At 60.8% G+C, this 16,010-nt stretch carries 21 protein-coding genes and 1 pseudogene; 7 read left to right on the top strand and 15 right to left on the bottom strand.

Features of this window, described 5'->3' with window-relative positions; all coding sequences use genetic code 11:
* Positions 1-98: 98 nt before the first annotated feature.
* Entirely contained in the window at positions 99-575 is a 477-nt protein-coding gene (locus tag NLM27_RS41455) for an Lrp/AsnC family transcriptional regulator (RefSeq protein WP_084805038.1), read from the top strand.
* 30 nt (positions 576-605) lie between these two features.
* Here the strand turns inward: NLM27_RS41455 and NLM27_RS41460 are convergent, their stop codons facing one another.
* Positions 606-1,982 carry an aspartate aminotransferase family protein gene (locus tag NLM27_RS41460; protein ID WP_254149104.1) on the bottom strand — a complete coding sequence of 459 codons (1,377 nt, stop codon included), beginning with the start codon at positions 1,980-1,982 and terminating at the stop codon, positions 606-608.
* A 340-nt stretch (positions 1,983-2,322) separates the two neighbouring features.
* On the opposite strand from NLM27_RS41460, the gene NLM27_RS41465 reads away from it, so the two are divergent.
* Entirely contained in the window at positions 2,323-3,012 is a 690-nt protein-coding gene (locus NLM27_RS41465; RefSeq protein WP_254149105.1) for a haloacid dehalogenase type II, read from the top strand.
* Between the two features lie 111 nt (positions 3,013-3,123).
* Here NLM27_RS41465 and NLM27_RS41470 read toward each other — a convergent pair whose 3' ends face one another.
* The 3 genes from NLM27_RS41470 to NLM27_RS41480 all read right to left on the bottom strand — a co-directional run bounded on the left by NLM27_RS41470 (position 3,124) and on the right by NLM27_RS41480 (position 6,082).
* Positions 3,124-4,581, bottom strand: a complete 1,458-nt coding sequence (locus tag NLM27_RS41470) for an NAD-dependent succinate-semialdehyde dehydrogenase (RefSeq protein ID WP_254149106.1) — start codon at positions 4,579-4,581, stop codon at positions 3,124-3,126.
* A 203-nt stretch (positions 4,582-4,784) separates the two neighbouring features.
* Positions 4,785-5,141, bottom strand: a complete 357-nt coding sequence (locus tag NLM27_RS41475) for a cupin domain-containing protein (protein ID WP_254149107.1) — start codon at positions 5,139-5,141, stop codon at positions 4,785-4,787.
* A 17-nt stretch (positions 5,142-5,158) separates the two neighbouring features.
* Positions 5,159-6,082, bottom strand: coding sequence for a glyoxylate/hydroxypyruvate reductase A (locus tag NLM27_RS41480; RefSeq protein WP_254149109.1), 924 nt, complete (start codon positions 6,080-6,082; stop codon positions 5,159-5,161).
* A 346-nt stretch (positions 6,083-6,428) separates the two neighbouring features.
* On the opposite strand from NLM27_RS41480, the gene NLM27_RS41485 reads away from it, so the two are divergent.
* Both NLM27_RS41485 and NLM27_RS44240 read left to right on the top strand, forming a co-directional pair.
* The gene (locus NLM27_RS41485) at positions 6,429-7,307 is read left to right on the top strand and encodes a GNAT family N-acetyltransferase (RefSeq protein ID WP_254149110.1); all 879 of its coding nucleotides are present in this window, start codon (positions 6,429-6,431) and stop codon (positions 7,305-7,307) included.
* Between the two features lie 63 nt (positions 7,308-7,370).
* Positions 7,371-7,472 carry a hypothetical protein gene (locus tag NLM27_RS44240; RefSeq protein WP_375142358.1) on the top strand — a complete coding sequence of 34 codons (102 nt, stop codon included), beginning with the start codon at positions 7,371-7,373 and terminating at the stop codon, positions 7,470-7,472.
* A 17-nt stretch (positions 7,473-7,489) separates the two neighbouring features.
* Here the strand turns inward: NLM27_RS44240 and NLM27_RS41490 are convergent, their stop codons facing one another.
* Both NLM27_RS41490 and NLM27_RS41495 read right to left on the bottom strand, forming a co-directional pair.
* The gene (locus NLM27_RS41490; RefSeq protein ID WP_254149111.1) at positions 7,490-7,690 is read right to left on the bottom strand and encodes a hypothetical protein; all 201 of its coding nucleotides are present in this window, start codon (positions 7,688-7,690) and stop codon (positions 7,490-7,492) included.
* 607 nt (positions 7,691-8,297) lie between these two features.
* Complete coding sequence (locus NLM27_RS41495) at positions 8,298-8,507, bottom strand: hypothetical protein (protein WP_254149112.1); 210 nt, start codon at positions 8,505-8,507, stop codon at positions 8,298-8,300.
* Between the two features lie 684 nt (positions 8,508-9,191).
* Between NLM27_RS41495 and NLM27_RS41500 the strand changes: the two genes are divergently transcribed.
* Positions 9,192-9,590 (top strand): hypothetical protein, encoded by a 399-nt coding sequence (locus tag NLM27_RS41500; RefSeq protein WP_254149114.1) that lies wholly within the window; start codon positions 9,192-9,194, stop codon positions 9,588-9,590.
* Between the two features lie 71 nt (positions 9,591-9,661).
* On the opposite strand, the gene NLM27_RS41505 is transcribed toward NLM27_RS41500, so the two are convergent.
* The 5 genes from NLM27_RS41505 to NLM27_RS41525 all read right to left on the bottom strand — a co-directional run bounded on the left by NLM27_RS41505 (position 9,662) and on the right by NLM27_RS41525 (position 12,506).
* A complete protein-coding gene (locus tag NLM27_RS41505) occupies positions 9,662-9,877 on the bottom strand; it encodes a hypothetical protein (protein WP_254149115.1) in 216 nt (71 codons plus the stop codon).
* A 663-nt stretch (positions 9,878-10,540) separates the two neighbouring features.
* Positions 10,541-10,903 (bottom strand): hypothetical protein, encoded by a 363-nt coding sequence (locus NLM27_RS41510; RefSeq protein ID WP_309144813.1) that lies wholly within the window; start codon positions 10,901-10,903, stop codon positions 10,541-10,543.
* A gap of 68 nt (positions 10,904-10,971) precedes the next feature.
* Positions 10,972-11,829: a glucose 1-dehydrogenase gene (locus tag NLM27_RS41515; protein ID WP_254149117.1), complete on the bottom strand. Its 858-nt coding sequence runs from the start codon at positions 11,827-11,829 to the stop codon at positions 10,972-10,974.
* 288 nt (positions 11,830-12,117) lie between these two features.
* A complete protein-coding gene (locus NLM27_RS41520; RefSeq protein WP_254149119.1) occupies positions 12,118-12,297 on the bottom strand; it encodes a hypothetical protein in 180 nt (59 codons plus the stop codon).
* A complete protein-coding gene (locus NLM27_RS41525) occupies positions 12,294-12,506 on the bottom strand; it encodes a hypothetical protein (protein ID WP_254149120.1) in 213 nt (70 codons plus the stop codon). Before NLM27_RS41525 ends, NLM27_RS41520 begins: the two co-directional genes overlap by 4 nt.
* A gap of 343 nt (positions 12,507-12,849) precedes the next feature.
* Between NLM27_RS41525 and NLM27_RS41530 the strand changes: the two genes are divergently transcribed.
* Together NLM27_RS41530 and NLM27_RS41535 are read left to right on the top strand one after the other, a co-directional pair.
* A complete protein-coding gene (locus NLM27_RS41530) occupies positions 12,850-13,311 on the top strand; it encodes an Hsp20 family protein (protein ID WP_254149122.1) in 462 nt (153 codons plus the stop codon).
* A gap of 83 nt (positions 13,312-13,394) precedes the next feature.
* Positions 13,395-13,886: an Hsp20/alpha crystallin family protein gene (locus tag NLM27_RS41535; protein ID WP_254149123.1), complete on the top strand. Its 492-nt coding sequence runs from the start codon at positions 13,395-13,397 to the stop codon at positions 13,884-13,886.
* A 252-nt stretch (positions 13,887-14,138) separates the two neighbouring features.
* Here NLM27_RS41535 and NLM27_RS44245 read toward each other — a convergent pair whose 3' ends face one another.
* The 4 genes and pseudogenes from NLM27_RS44245 to NLM27_RS44250 all read right to left on the bottom strand — a co-directional run bounded on the left by NLM27_RS44245 (position 14,139) and on the right by NLM27_RS44250 (position 15,979).
* Positions 14,139-14,303, bottom strand: a complete 165-nt coding sequence (locus NLM27_RS44245; protein ID WP_375142344.1) for a hypothetical protein — start codon at positions 14,301-14,303, stop codon at positions 14,139-14,141.
* Between the two features lie 604 nt (positions 14,304-14,907).
* Positions 14,908-15,113 (bottom strand): annotated as a pseudogene (locus NLM27_RS41545) (Ku protein); the annotation flags it as partial.
* The gene (locus NLM27_RS41550; protein ID WP_254149124.1) at positions 15,073-15,309 is read right to left on the bottom strand and encodes a hypothetical protein; all 237 of its coding nucleotides are present in this window, start codon (positions 15,307-15,309) and stop codon (positions 15,073-15,075) included. The pseudogene NLM27_RS41545 and the gene NLM27_RS41550, both read right to left, overlap by 41 nt.
* 412 nt (positions 15,310-15,721) lie before the next feature.
* Positions 15,722-15,979, bottom strand: coding sequence for a Lar family restriction alleviation protein (locus tag NLM27_RS44250; protein ID WP_375142345.1), 258 nt, complete (start codon positions 15,977-15,979; stop codon positions 15,722-15,724).
* Between the last annotated feature and the right edge of the window lie 31 nt (positions 15,980-16,010).

A 16,010-nucleotide genomic window follows, 5' to 3' on the forward strand; every position in this document is an offset into this window, starting at 1 on the left:
TCGTTGGGAAAAGCTGCTAGTTGATGCTATGAAGATGCATATGACGCTGAAGACTCAAAGCCCTGACGCCGTTGTCGGCCCCATCTGATGGCATTGCTATGAAGCTCGATAAGATCGACATCAGGATTTTATGCGAACTGCAGAAGAACGGGCGGATTTCCAACGTCGAGCTCGCGGAGCTGATAAACCTTTCGCCGAGCCCCTGCCTGATGCGCGTCAAGAGGCTCCAGTCCGAGGGCTTCATCACCGGCTATTCCGCCCAGATCGATGTTGCCAAGCTCGGACAAACTCTGACGGTCTTCGCTGAAATCACCTTGAAGAATCACCGGCAGATCGATTTCGCTCGCTTTCTCACGACAATCGAAAAGATCGATTCGGTTGTCGAATGCCATCTGGTTTCGGGCGGGTACGACTATCTCGTCAAGTTCATCACCGCGGGAATCAGCGAATATCAGGCTGTCATGGAACGCCTGGTCGAGATGGATATCGGTATCGACAAGTACTTCAGTTTCGTCGTGCTGAAGTCCCCGATCGTGAAATCCCATCTGCCGCTCGAAAGCATCTTCAATGGCTAAGAGCAACGGCGCCGAGCGGCAGCGCGGTGATCATCCCTTCATCGCCGCCCGGACGTCCTTGTCCTCGAGGGTCTGGTCCAGCGTCGTCCTTGTCCGCTCAATAATGCCGTCGATGTCGTCGTCGGTGCAGCACAGCGGCGGCGCATAGCCCAACACGCCTTGCGCGAAGGCGCGGATCACGAGACCATTGTCCCATGCGCGGTCGAAGATGCGGCGCGCCGCGTCGGCTTCCGCCGGCAGAGGCGTCTTGAGCTCCTTGTCGGTGACGAGCTCGATTGCGGCCAGCATGCCGCGACCGCGGACATCGCCGACAAGCGGATGGTCGGCGAGCGCGCGAAGACCTTCCATCAGCCGGTGCCCGGCCTTCCGGCCGTTTTCCAGCAAGCCGTTTTCATAGAGATCAAGGCACGCGAGCCCAACGGCTGCACTGACGGGATGAGCGGAATAGGTGTAGCCGTGGCCGACCGCCGCCTTGCCGGCGCCATCGGCAATCGCGTTGTAGACGCCGTCGGACATGAGAACGGCCCCCATCGGCACGTAGCCCGAGGTCAGCCCCTTTGCCGTGGTCATGAGATCCGGCACGACGTCATCCTCTTCACAGGCGAACAGCGGACCGACACGGCCAAAGCCCGTGATGACCTCATCGGCAACGAACAGAATATCGTGCGCCTTGCAGACCGCATGCATGGCCTTCAGCCAGGACGGCGGCGGAACGAGGACGCCTCCTGACCCCTGTATCGGCTCGACATAGAAGGCGGCGACGCGTTCGGCGCCGAGCTCGGCGATCTTGGCCCGCAAGGCCGCGACCGACGCCGCAATGATAGCCTGGGGATGGGAACCGGCAGGATTGCGATAGGCATAGTGCGAGGGGATCTTGTGTTGCCAGCCGTGAGGCACCCCAAAGCCCGCATGAAAGGCGGGCAGCGCCGTCAAGCCAGCCCCTGCCGTCGACGATCCATGGTAGCCAGACTCGACGGAAATGAACTGGTCCTTCTGCGGCATCCCTTTGGAATGATAGTAGTACCTGATGAACCGGATCGTACTGTCGATGGCATCGGAGCCACCCAGCGTGAAGTAGACATGGTTCAGATCGCCAGGCGCCAATTCAGCCAACCTGGCCGCCAGCCGGATCGCCGGGTCCGAGCCCAAACCGAAATAGCCCGTCGCATAAGGCAGCTCCTGCAGCTGACGCGTAGCCGCTTCAACGATGCTGTCCTGTCCGTAGCCGGCATTGACACACCACAGACCCGCAAAGCCGTCCAGCAATTGACGTCCCGAGACATCGGTCAGCGTCGCACCCTTACCTGACTTCAGCACGCGGACGCCCGTCGCCTCGTGGCTTCGATAAGATGAGACCGGGTGAATCAGATGCGCGCGATCGAGCTCAATTAGCGAGTTGCTCAACATATTGTCCTCCAGATCGGCCGCGATGTTTGTGCGAGCAGCCCGTTGTGTCCGGGCTCAACGTAAGTTGCCGAAGGCAGCACTTGCTCCCAGGCATGACACGGACGGAGGGCGTTTTGACTTTGATTGGGCACCACTGCGGCATCTTATGCCGGCATGGTGCGGCGACGGCATTGAGGCTAAGCGAGGAGAGCCGATCGTCGCGCAACTCTCTGCCACGGCTCCGATGCGATACGACACAATCTGCTCCCGACCACCGCGACATCGGCGCTTTATCTCGTCGGCTGCTCGCTATGGTGCGTGTCGTACCGGCAAGCGGTGCGAGATCGCAAGGATTGGAGCTATGGCGACATTCAGACCGAAATACATCACCTTCGACTGCTACGGCACGCTGACCAATTTCGACATGGCCGGCGCCGCGACTCGTGTCTACGGCTCGGAGCTTTCTGCCGCGGCGATGGCAAAGCTCATCAAGGACTTTTCCGCCTATCGCCTGGACGAGGTTCTCGGCGCCTGGAAACCGTACTTCGAGGTCGTGCACAACGCGCTTGAGCGCGCCTGCAGGCGCAATGGTGTGGTCTTTAAGCCGGAGCATGCCCAGCGCATCAATGAAGAGATCCACACGTGGGGTCCACATGCCGACGTCCCGGCTGGTCTGGCCAAGGTTGCCAAAGAGATCCCGCTGGTCATCTTGTCGAACTCCATGAAGAACCTCATCATGTCCAACGTGGAGAAGCTCGGTGCTCCCTTCCACACGGTCATCACGGCCGAGGAGACCGGCGCCTACAAGCCGCACATGAAAGGCTTCGAATACATGTTCGACAAACTCGGCTGCGGCCCGGAAGATATCACCCACGTCTCCTCCTCGTTCCGCTACGATCTGATGACCGCCTACGATCTGGGTATCAAGAGCAAGGTATGGGTGAACCGCGGTCACGAGCCGGCGAACCCCTTCTATGAATACACCGAGGTCTCTGGCATCGGCGGCTTGGCTGCCGCAGTCGGCCTGGAGCCTCTTCGCAAGAGCGCCTGAGCGCAGTTCTTTCGGGATCTCTCGCGGCACTTCATAGAGATGCGCTGGTCAAGGAAAAGGGGGCGGTTCAACCGCCCCCTTTTCTTGTTTCAGATACAGATCGATGGACGCTCAGTCCAGGCCGCCGACATGGAGGGCCTTGCTCTCGAGATATTCTTCTATCCCGAGCTGAGATCCCTCGCGTCCGAGGCCCGACTGTTTGACACCGCCGAAAGGCGCAACCTCCGTCGAGATCAGGCCGGTGTTCAGGCCGACCATGCCGAACTCCAGCGCTTCGGCAACGCGCCAGGAACGCTTCAGGTTTTCAGTGTAGAAATACGCCGCAAGACCGAAGGGCGTACCGTTTGCGATCGCTAACGCCTCGTCCTCCGTCTCGAAGCGGAAAAGCGGCGCGACCGGCCCGAAGGTCTCCTCCGAAGCCAGAAGCATCTCAGTCGTCGCGCCACCGAGCACGAGAGGCCGGGCATATTGCCGACCTTCCGGCACCGCCTCACTCTCCGCGATGATCTTTGCGCCCTTGTCTAGAGCGTCCACCACGTGCCGCTTGATTTTCTCGATCGCAGCGCCGTTGATCATCGGCCCGATTGCAACCCCCTCCTCCGTACCGGCGCCGACCTTCATTTTCGCGACCTTGCCGGCGAGCTTCTGTGCAAAGGCATCGTAGATGCCTGATTGGACGAGAATGCGATTGCAGCAGACGCATGTCTGTCCGCCATTGCGGAACTTCGATGCAATCGCCCCCTCGACGGCCCGGTCGATATCGGCATCGTCGAAGACGATGAATGGCGCGTTTCCGCCGAGCTCGAGGCTGAGCCGCTTGATGTTGTCGGCGGCGCCTTTCATCAGCAGCGCGCCGACGCGAGTCGATCCCGTGAACGAGATCTTGCGGACGCTCTCATTGGCCATCAGCTCCTTGCCAATGTCCGCCGGCATGCCCGTCACGATGTTGATCACGCCAGGTGGAATCCCCGCCCGCTCCGCCAGCACACCGATCGCGAGGGCCGAAAACGGCGTGAATTCAGAGGGCTTGATGACGACGGCGCAGCCTGCGGCAAGCGCAGGCGCCACTTTGCGTGTAATCATCGCGTTGGGGAAATTCCAGGGCGTAATGATCCCGCAGACGCCGACCGGCTCTTTCAAAACCAGAATGCGGCGATCGACCGTGGGTGACGGGATCGTCGATCCATTGATCCGGCGTGCCTCTTCCGCAAACCATTTGACGAAGGAGGCACCATAGCGGATTTCGCCGAGCGATTCCGCGAGTGGCTTGCCCTGCTCCAACGTCAGCAACAGCGCCAAATCCCACTCATGGTGTCGCATGAGCTCATACCAGCGCTCCAGCAGCGCGGCGCGCTCTGCATGGGCCTTGGTCTTCCAATGCTTGAAAGCGTCCGCCGCAGCGTTGATGGCAGCCCTGGTCTCCTCGCACCCCATATCGGGGATGGTGCCAAGAACTTGCTGGCTGGCAGGATCGATGACATCAACCGTCGCCTTCGCACTCGCGTCGCGCCAGTGGCCGCCGATCAGTGCCTGCTGGCGAAACAGATCCTTGTCTTTCAATGCAACCATGTATTTGTTCCCTTACCCTTGGGTCAAACCGAATCACTGCCGGATATGCGATTGGCGAGACGTCTCAACTGAGCGATACAGGATCGCGCGCCGCATTTTTCATCGAGAAGAAAGCGTCTGACGGCGTTGAATCCGGTCAGATGGGATCTCGAAAGTCGATTGTTCTGGCCGTCGTTTAGTGAGGCCGCCGTCAGGCATCGTGCTCAGTCATAGTGGCAGACGTAGATCTTCCGCACGGTCTCGATCGTGCGCCAGACGCCGACAAAGCCCGGCTTCATCACAAAGCTGTCGCCGGCGCGGAAAGTCTTCGTCTCACCACCTTTTTCCTCGATTTCGATAAGACCCGAGATGATGTGGCAGAACTCGAAGGTGGTGCCCTTGATGGAATGGGTCTCGCCGGGGGTTGCCTCCCAGACACCCGTCAGCACTTTCTCACCCTTCGAGGCGTCCTGCGCCCAGGTCTTGAACGATGGATTGCCCGAAATGAGCCGTTCCGGAGCTGGCACGGCCTTCTTCGGTACAAAATCCGGATTGGTGTCAATGGTGACCAGAAGGGACATGGCGTTTTTCTTTCCTGCTAGTAGCCGAGTGTTCGATCGACGAGGCCGATCGGATCCTGTCCGGCGCGGTGACGTCGGATGTTCTCTATGACGGATTGTGCCGCCGTATGCGGTTGCGTCACGGACGCGATATGTGGCGTGATGCTCACCCTCGGATGGGACCAGAGTGGATCGCTTGCCGGCAGTGGCTCGGGATCGGTGACGTCAAGCATTGCGGCCGCAAGATGCCCGCTGTCGAGCGCCTCGATGAGTGCGCTCTGGTCAAGCTGGGGGCCCCGGCCGACATGGAGCAACCTGGCTCCCGTCGGTAACAGCGAGAACAGCTGTGCGTTCAGGATGCCGCTTGTTTCTTCCGTCAGGGGCAGAAGACAGACGAGGATGTCGGTTCCTCGCAGGAACTCGCCAAGCTGGCCATCGCCGTGGAAGCAGGTGACACTCTCGATCGTCTTGCTCCTGCGGCTCCACGCGGCAAGCGGAAATCCAAACGGCTTGAGGCGATCAATCGCAGCTTGCGCCAACATGCCGAGGCCCAGAAAGCCGACGCGCCGATCGGCCGCCTGGGGCGTTGCAAGAGCCTGCCATAGGCCTCTTCCCTGCTGCTCCCGATAGGCAAGCATCTCGCGATGGAGTGTCAGCACCCCAAGCACCACGTACTCTTGCATCATGCGTACGATGCCATCCTCGATCATGCGCACGAGCTTGACGTGGCCAGGTATGGTCTCTGGCTTGAATTGATCGACCCCCGCACCTATGGAAAAGAGCATTTCCAGATTTCGAAAGCGCGAGACATCATCGGGCGCGTTCCAGGTTATCAGGTACCGTATCTTTTCCGGCTCGAAGCATTCGCTGGAATGATAGAATTCGAGATCAGGGAGCTCGCGCGCAAAGGCCTGCCGGAAAATAGCCGCTCGAGCAGGATCGGAATTGAAAAGGAACGCCATCGACGTGGTCCTCTCAGGTCCTCGCCCGGGATGCGGCGCGTTGAGACCGGCCTGGCCGGCCAGCGAGGGCTGGAAAGGCGGCGAGCCCTCCAGCGAAGCCTTCAACGTTCACTGGGGCTCACCCTGCCTGCTGTTGCCGGCTATCGATAGGCCGCAACCGGTAGCGTTCCCTGCTGAATCGAGTTGCACTGGCGGCGAAACATTCCGAATACCGCCTGCCAAACAGGCGAAACCTGCTGGCCTTCCGCGCTATGCTGCTGCAAAAGAGGGTTTGTGCGGCACGCAGCAGAAGGCCGGCGGGGACAGGCCGCGGGCTTTGAGCCCCGCGAGGGAATGGATGAGCTGAATGGGACGAACGGTACGCGTGAAGTCCTTTGAACTGGTGGCCAAGGACATCAATGACGTTGATGTGAAGCTGCTCCACGCGCTTTCGATCGGTGTCGGCTGGCCGCATCGGCCCAAGGACTGGGATTTCCTACGCCGCGCCGGCCACGGCATCGTCGCCGTTGATGGCATAGGTCGTGTTTTCGGCAGCGCGATGTGGTTCCCTTACAGCCAGGAATTCGCGACGATTGGCCTAGTGATCACATCGCCCCGAACCCAGGCACAAGGTACTGGCCGCTGGCTCATGGAGCAGGTTTTCGAGCGGTGTGGCGAGCGGAATTTGACCCTCAACTCAACCCATGCCGCCTATCACCTGTATCTATCACTGGGGTTCACGAAGGAAGCCACCGTATATCTGTGGCAAGGAGAGATCGTCTCGCCACCTCCTCCGGTGCCGGCTCTGGCCGGTGAATTGAGTTCGCTGTCCACGGCGAACATCGGAGAGATCGCGGCACTGGACGAACGCGCGTTCGGAACTAACCGGCAGAAGCTGCTCGCATTGCTTTCTGAAGGTGCGTCGATCTCCGTCTTGCGCCGCGGCGGAGAGGCCGTCGGTTTTTCGATGAAGCGCGAATTCGGGCGCGGTCATGTGATCGGGCCTATCGTCGCCAGCAATGATTGTGACGCGATCCATCTCACCGCCGTGCATCTAAGGGATCTCGTCGGAAGATTCGCCCGCGTCGACACCCGGGAGCAGACGGGTCTGTTTGCCGACTTCCTTCAACAGAGCCGCCTCGGTGTGGCCGAGACCGTCACAACGATGTCTAAGGGCCGGCGATTCCTGAACCGCAAGGAAAATGAGCCGTGGGTGTACGGGCTAGCCGGTCACGCGTTGAGCTGAGGCTATGAAGCGAAGCTCCGTGGGGACTGTTGCCATGGGCAGTGGACAGATCAAGGCGGATCACTGTCCCGCAGTGAGCGGCTCGCGAAATACAATCGGCTGCTCGAAATCGCGCGCGAGCTTGGCGCTGGGGCCGTTCACCAAAGTCCATTTCCGAAAGCATGAGAGCAGGGCGAATGCACCTAAAGTGCTGCCTGCGCGTTGCGATCCGTCTTTTTCGGCGAGATAGCGACGCCTGTGCGGTTTGGCTTGTTTGCTTCGAACTGCTCGCGTGCCATCTGACGACCGATCAGGCGAGCGAGCGTCTTGAGGGCCTGATCTGCGCGGATTGAAATGACATAAATGTCAGTGATCGGAATTTCTTCGTTCTCTTTCCTTATCAACGAAATCCTAAAGACCGCCAAGAAAATCGGTGCTCGGCCGGAAGGCGTTATGTTTTCTGGATTCGGAGGCCAAGCTCAGCGCAGCCGGAGCACTAATATCTGCGGCCGTGACGAAGCGATGAGTGGCGTTGCGGGGTGATTTGAACCTGTGAGCCAAGCCATTGATGTTATTCGGGTCAATTTCAGACAAAAAAATAACCCCAGCAAGTCCTTCGGACTGCTGAGGTTATTTGCCAACTTGGTTGCGGGGAGGCGCAACCACCGATACCGACATTCGGTCCAAGTCGCCATCTGACCGGCCCGCGCCACTGCGTCCCGAACGTAAGTAACACGCGAAAAAAAGACAATGGTCTTTGCTGGCGATTGACCACCTTTATCACCGTTCGTTCACGTAGTTTCGGTGGTCGACCGGTGGTCAAGTCGATCCCCCTTTTCATTAGCCAACCGTCGGCACTCCATTGGTAAGGGAGAGGTCGACAGTTCAATCCTGTCCGGCAGCACCAGCGATTAAAATCACTTACCCAAAAACGTGCTCCACTGCAAAAGTGTGTCGGAAGCACATCGAAGCACGGTGGGCGAATTCACCGCCCACCGCCACCGGGACCGCTCAGTGCAGCAGCCGAGCTTCCATAGTGTCTTTTGCCTTGAGCATGCGCATCGCCATCGGCAACGTCACCGCGGCGTCCACCTCGACCAAATTGCCTGCGAGTGCTTGGAACTGACCCGCCGCCTTGCCTTTGAGTGGGGCCAGCATCGCAGCGGCCACCGCTGAACTCACTTGACACTGGATGAGCGCGTACGGCCCATCGATGCTCAAGAGGAGGTCGACCTTCCTACGCGAGAGCTCGCCGATTTCGGTTTCGCAAGCGGTGATGGTAGAGCGGAGAGCGAGAGATGAGCGCATAACGTTTTGCCTTTCGAGCAAGAGTTAGAATCCAGGGGCGAAATGACCGACGTTAGAGCGGCCCCGCGCGCCTTTAGGCTCACGCCTTGGACATTCGCGCGCGGCCCCTGGACAATCTGGTGATGCCGACTAACCGGAAATGGCTTCGGCTATCCAAGGCAACGCGAACGGCCTGGCGCCCGGTGTGCTGCCAGAGGACTTCATGCGGCGGCTAAACGCCCTTCGCCCGCAAATGGTCGAGCAACCACCGGAGAGCGGGCAGATGGTCAACATGGGCGGGCCCGGGACCGCGCTTGGTGGCGATCTGGCGGATCTCCGCAAGTTCATTGGCCCGGCTCAGGAGCGCGCTCAGGCCTCCGGCAATTTTGACTTGGCCGACAACCTCGGCCGCTGCGCAGCGCGATCAACCGAACCATCGAGGATGCGCCTGGCTATTCAGAGGCCAACGCCAACTATCAGCGCTTCGCAGAGCGTTTCCGTCCCGAGCGAAACGACGAAACGGCGCGCTTCACCCGCGAGCTCGATCGCGGCGGTCAGAACGCCGATGGCCAACTCAATCGCGGCGCCACGCCTCCGAGCGCGACCGCCGACCGCTTCATGGCTACGCCCGAGAAGGCGGCTAGCTTGGCGCGGGCGGTTGAGAACTCGCCGGCGGCGCCGGACGCTCACGCGGCGCTTCGGGACTACCTGCGCTCCGACTTCGCCAAGTCCGCGCTCAATGCCGATGGTACGGTGAACTCGATCCGTGCCAACGCGTGGGCGCGAAATTATTCGGATATCCTCGCGCAATTTCCCGCGCCGCGGGGCGAGTTCGACGACATTGTTGCGACCGCGCGCCGCGGAGAGCAGCTGTCGGCACAGGCCAAGGCGGACCTCGAAACCGCTCGCACGGCGCGTAAAGCGACGGGAGCCGAGATTGATCGTTCAGCGGTCGGTACCCTGCTTCGCGGGGAACCTCCAAGCCCGATGCGACTCTTACTTGGGCGGAAATGGTGAACAAGGCAATGGACCGATCAGCGAGTCAGAATAACGGAAAGCCGCTCTTTCATCGCTCCTGCCAGCCTGAACTAAAGGTGTGCAATGTCGGTTTGAGCTACGTCGACAATCAAGGCAAAGTCGCTTTCTTGAAAACGGTCGAGGACATGAACGGCAAAGTCATCGTGCGTGAGGCATGCACCTTGAACGACTTCAAAGATGTCCGAATCTGCTTCGACTGGGACACTGGCATCTCTCATCGTGACATGGACGACAGCAGCGGGACTTGGTCTAAGGTCGCGGATCAATAGACGTCCTCCTCCGCCTCCCCTTTAAGCTTCGGATGTCTGGCCGGCCTAAAGAAGCTCTTGGCGCCAATCCTCTGCTTGAGCATGACATTCGGCCCAAGAACGTTTCCATCCGGTGGGAGTCCTATAGGTCAATATCCTTTAGTGCATGTGGATCGGCCGTTGGAAAAAGCGCTCGCCTATGCGATTTCGGCACTCATTCTGAGCTTCGGTCTCTCGATCTTCGTTGTCGGCCTAGGCTCGAGCTCGCCTGCCCTGTGGACTATCGTGGGGCTCGTCCCCATCTCTATCGGGCTGGCAAGCGCTTTCGGTCCTTCCTGATAGGTCCCTCACATTCCGAGCGGAACGACGGCGAGGCAGTTCGAGTTGTAGATTAGCAGTGGGTGGCGCAGGTGCGCCTGCGGCCTTAAGTTTTGCGCATACGTACTGGAAGCGCGTCATGCGCATACTTGTTGAGTCTCTCAGCCTCTGCATCGGCCGTTGAGTGCGACAACCCCGTCAGAGGCTTTCCATTCGGTCCTATTGCAGGCTGATCAGTTGCAAGATCCAGTACGCTGAAGCGTCCCGTCCGCGGGCGCTCGTGCCAAACATAGTAGCGACGTTTTTGCTCCATCTGGCCAGATCCTCTCCAGCCAGTTAACAGTGTTACGCGGAATGCGCGCATCAGTCGGGCGGGTCAAAGGCTTCCAAATATAATCCACCAGTTATTGCGGCTTTCTTTCGACCTGCGGTTGCGCTTTGGTGGTCGCTTACGCCTCGCATCCCTGAAGGTTGCCGCCTGAGCCCCGCGTACCAGTCGGCATAGGGCGTGTTTTTGACCGCGTGTCGGTTGAAGTCGGGCGCGCCATCCTTCCACCACACCGGTCCCCGCTCTCCCAGCCGGCGCTTCGCTTCGTCGAGGCGATGGGCGACGGTCTCTGCGTCTAGATCTCTAGCCGTCCTGGCGTCTTTCACGGCTCGCCGCGCATCCATCAGCCGTTTCACCAGCCGCTCCTTGTCTTGGGCAGCAAGGTCGGGATCGCTCATCCGCCAGAGTCTACCGCGGACTACGAAATAGCGCCCATCGGGCGTGACTGGATGCTGCAGGCCCGGCATCAGATGAAGGGCTTCCCTCCGGTTACCGCGACCGTTGCACCGGAGGTGTAACTTGAAAGCGGATCGGCGAGCATCACGTAGGCCGTCGCCAGCTCGGCCGGCTGCCCGGCCCGCTTCATCGGCACCTGCTTGCCGAAATTCTTCACGGTATCCTCGGGCATGGTCGATGGGATCAGCGGAGTCCAGATCGGCCCTGGCGCCACGGCGTTCACGCGGATGCCCTTCTCCGCCAGCATCTGGGCCAGCCCGCCTGTGAAGTTCTGGATAGCGCCCTTGGTCGTCGCATAGGCCAGGAGCGTGGGGTTCGGCATGTCCGAGTTCACGGAAGCCGTATTGACGATCGCGCCGCCCGGCTCCATGTGAGGAACGGCGGCCTTCGCAAGGAAGAACATGGCGTGGATGTTCACATCGAAGGTCATTCGCCATTCCTCGTCGCTGATGTCGGCAAGATCCTTGAAGGTCGCCTGATGCGCGGCATTGTTGACGAGGATGTCGACGCCGCCGAGATCCCGGACCGCCCGATCGACGACCTTCCTGCAGTGGTCCGCGGACCTCAGGTCGCCCTCGACCAGAACAACCTTGCGCCCCTCCGCCTCGACGAGGGCCGCAACTTCCTTGGCGTCGTCGTGCTCCTCGAGATAGGCAATCAGGACGTCGGCTCCTTCGCGGGCGAAGGCGATGGCGACGGCTCGCCCTATTCCGCTGTCGCCACCGGTGATGATCGCCCGCTTGCCTTTCAGGCGGCCCGCCCCCTTGTAGCTGGCCTCTCCGTGATCGGGGCGTGGATCCATTTGCGCGGTTGAGCCGGGCATCGGCTGCTTCTGACTGGGGTAAGGCGGCTTCGGATAGTCAGGCATCGGAATCGGTCTCCGCGGGGTCGAGAGCCCGACAACCGGCTGACGACAACCAAGGTTCCTAGCCGGTTGCCCGCCACTCTCCTCCAGAAGCCGCCCGCGACGCGCTTGCGCAAAGCAGAAGAAAGAGAGCGCGCTCGGCCTTGTACCTCGCGCCTGCGCGACTGCACTCCGAGCCGGACATGACGACTTCGCCCGCGGCGGTGCAAACGGCCCACTTCCATCGGCTCCGCCCGCGCCGCTTCAGCACGACGTCGAACCCCGCAAATCGATCCTCGCCGTCCGGAGAAGTCACGCCGCCACCCTGTTCGGCAACCCACCCTGGAGCTGACCCAGAAGCCGTTCCTCGCGCTCGATCCGGCTCAGGTAGAGCTGGCGCTCCCGCTCCGTCTTCGCGCTCGCCAGCAGCACTCGATAGTGGTCGATCACCTTCTCGCTGCCGCGGATCAGCAGGTCCCTGACATCGGTCATGACGCCACCCCCGCGCTCGGCCTTTGAGGCGGGACAAATGCGATGGGGAAGGTTTCGGAAGTCAGCGCCTCGAGCGAGGCAGTCTCCTGTGCCATGCGCCGTTCGATGAACCGGCGCTCGAGGTCCGACAGCTTCGTCTTCAGCAGGCTGTGATAGCGGTGGATGTTGTTGCGGTGCGCACGGATACGGGCAAAATCTACGTCGAGCATCGTCGCCTCTCCTGACGGTCTTCCATGTCCTTTGCGGTTCGAGAAACGGGGAAGCGAGCTCCCCGCGGCAAAAAAATATTCGGCGCGGAGAACCTGTCAAGACAGTAGTGGTGCAGCCGATCCTTCGGGCCACCGCGCATTAACCATCGGCACCGCTGGACCTCGGGACGCAGAAAATTTTCAGCCGACCTCTTGAACCATCCTTGCGTTTTTCTAAGTGGTCTCTCGCCGCGAGAGCGGTGTGCCGGACGCCTTCAAGGGTCCGGCTCGGGCGCCGGCCGGCGGGTCTCGGACAGCCGTCCTGCGCTTCTTGTAACCATCTTGCTCCTAGGAGGACTTGGATATGAGGACCACCTTCGACTTCGCGCCCCTCTGGCGCTCCACCATCGGCTTCGATCATCTGGCCGGCCTCGTCGACAGCGCGCTGCGCCAGGCGACCGAGGACAATTACCCGCCCTACAACATCGAACGCTCCGGCGAGGACCACTACCGGATCACGCTGGCGGTCGCAGGGTTCAGCGCCGACGACATCGCCGTGACCGCCGAGCAGAACGCGCTGACCATCGAGGGTAGGAAGCCCGGCAAGGCGGCCGGCGAATTCCTGTACCAGGGCATCGCCGCACGGCCGTTCCGGCGTGTGTTCAACCTGGCCGACTACGTCCAGGTCAAGCAGGCGTCCTTCCAGGACGGGCTGCTGATCATCGAGCTTGTGCGCGAGGTGCCGGAAGCCATGAAGCCGCGCCGGATCCAGATCGGAAGCGGCGCTTCTCCCACCTCGCGGATCGAGCAGAAGAAGGCAGCCTGACGCCTTGTCGAGGCTCGACAGCGGAACGCGGCGCGCCCAAGCGCGGCCGCGCTCCTTGGCTCATGCAACGAAGGAGAAAAGCGATGGCAGTTCGTGATCTCATTCCCTGGTCTAGAAACCAGGAGCTCGCGCCGACGCGCGGCACACACGATCCGTTCATTACGCTTCATCGCGAAATGAACCGGCTATTCGACGACGTCTTTCGCGGCTTCGGCGGTGCCGGTTTGGCGCCGCTGATGGAAGGACAGTTCAGCTGGCCAAAGATCGAACTCAGCGAGACCGACAAGGCGCTGACGATCACGGCCGAGCTCCCCGGCATGACGGAGAAGGACGTCCAGATCGAAATCTTCGGGGGCATGCTGACCATTCGCGGCGAGAAAAAGGCCGAGCGCCGCGACGAAGGCAGGTACTTCACCGAGCGCAGCTACGGCGCGTTCGAGCGGCGGATCCCTCTTGAGGACGTCGACGAGGACAAGGCCGAGGCGTCGTTCAAGAACGGCATCCTGACCGTATCGGTGCCGAAGTCCGAGAACCCGCGAGCCGGCGTCAAGCGCATCACTATCAACACCCAGTAGCGACTATCCGGACGGCGGCCGAGCCGCCGTCCGGCACCCACTCGAACCCGTCCCGGAGAAAGGAGCGTAAGGGAGGCAACGATGAGTAAGACCAGCACGAACACCGGCAATCTCGATCCCTTTTTCCACCCATCGGCGCACTATGCGTGTCCGGAGGACGTCCTGGACCACGACGAACTTTCCGTGCCGGAAAAGCGGATCATCCTGTCGTCCTGGGCGTCCGACATGTTCGCCGTCGAATCCTGTCCCGCGCTACGGGAGATCCCGGGGATGGGCCATACCATTCGCCTGGCCGATATCCTCGCCGCCTTGCGGCGGCTGGACGGCGACGATGACGACCCGCCTCGTCCCGGCGGCGTCCCGATGCGGTGCGGCGGCCCAGGGCCGCCGCGCAGCGTAGGCCCGCGTGATGGTCACGCAGGCCGTTCTGATTATGGTGCTCCTCGGCCATGCCGCGGCGGTGTGGGCCATCTCTCGGTCGCCCACAGGGGCGAGGTAGAGCCAGACGAGTGCGGTCGCTCTGACTCTGCTACCGCGGCCGACGCAGGACGGCGTTTCCTTTTCTGCTCTCCCACCGATCGCTTTCCTCCCGCAGCCGATCACCGCACCGGGCTTCCAGCGCTGCGCCTTCCGTCGTCCACTTTCGGCCTCCTGCAGCGTAGCCTCAGCTTTCCCAGGCACGGATTCCCGCGTGGCTCTCGCCTTGTCTAGCGCCGACGGGCCACGAGAACTCCCAGCAGGAATGCCATCAACAGCGACGGCAGCGGCGCCTCTCGCGTCAACCTCCGCAACTCCGCCGAAAAGCCTACCGCGGAAACCCGCACGTCTCGTGCTTCTGCATTACTTCTCGATCCTTCGCCGGCTCTCGCCTCGAAAGCGGTCTCTAAGCTATCCTGATCGCTCGGAAGACCGGAGGCTTCCGTCATTGCCGAGACTTCCCTCATATCCATGCGAGTCCTCCCGTCGTTTGCAGCGGCAACGGTCCGCAGACCACCGAGTTCCTAGCTCGCAGGCGAAGGCACTACGCGGACCTCCGCTGAGGCTTGGCGGAAGGTTTCTTCGCCGCGGTCTCCTGGGTCGCTTTCTTGCCACTGATCGGCATCAGCATGTCTTTTTGGCCGGCAGCGGTCCTCTTGGGCTTCTTGCCTGACTTGGCCGTCTTCGCCGGCGCGGGTCCCTGCCCACGCTACGCCGCAGCGCCTCCATGAGATCGACCGCTGACCGGCCCGGAAAGCGTCTGAAGCCCAGCCTCGATGGCTGCGATGTCCTGTTCGATTTGGGCGATTGAAGACCGGCAGTCGAATCCTGTCCTAGCCTTAAGGTCAACTGCAAGGTGCCGGCGGTGCGTCCTCAGGTCCTCAAGCGATTGACGGTCTTTCAGACTCGCATAGCCGGCCACAATCAATTCAATCGCACTCGACATAACGCCACCCCATTATCAAAATTCACCATTTGCAATGAGAGTAGATTAAGCTGAACAATGCATCGGCGCAAACCCCTGCGGGAGGCTTCGATCAAAGAGTCAAAGCTGATGGCGACCGCTTCCGCATGTATCCTGCCAGTGCGCCCAAGCTAGGCCGCAGCGTATAGAGTTTTGTTGATTTGCGATTGGCCAAGTCAAACAGGCAGACGTCTGAATTCGTTGAACATTCGTTGATTTCCTCGGGTTTCGAATGGGTCGCTCTTCCCTCAGAGGCTACCTCAGCTCATTTTCGTTGATGGCGACCGCTTTGCTGAAATCTAGCGCCAGTGCTGAGATCGACCGAGGCCCCCCTCGGCACAGCGTTGCCCGCCACTCTCCAAGCCAGATCGTCGGCCGCTGATGGAGAGCCAGATTAGCCAGAGGTCGTTGCAGCTGTGTTCGCTCTAGAAGGCGTGGTGCGTTTGTTCCAGCGCGCGACCGCCTGCTTAACGGTCGGCGCATTGGGGCCGAAGGCTAAACATTCCTTACATACTACGAATTTCGGATCGATGTCGCTGTTGATCCAAACCTCCGAACCGCCGCAGAAGGGACAGGGCCCCAGCGGTTGTACAGAAACAGGGAATCCGCGCATTGGATCGATAGCTGCGCTGCCGACAGGCTTCCTAGCCATCTCAACCTGTCCTCGTGTTCTCAGTGCCAAG

The organism is Bradyrhizobium sp. CCGB12 (assembly GCF_024199845.1).
Classification (GTDB): domain Bacteria; phylum Pseudomonadota; class Alphaproteobacteria; order Rhizobiales; family Xanthobacteraceae; genus Bradyrhizobium.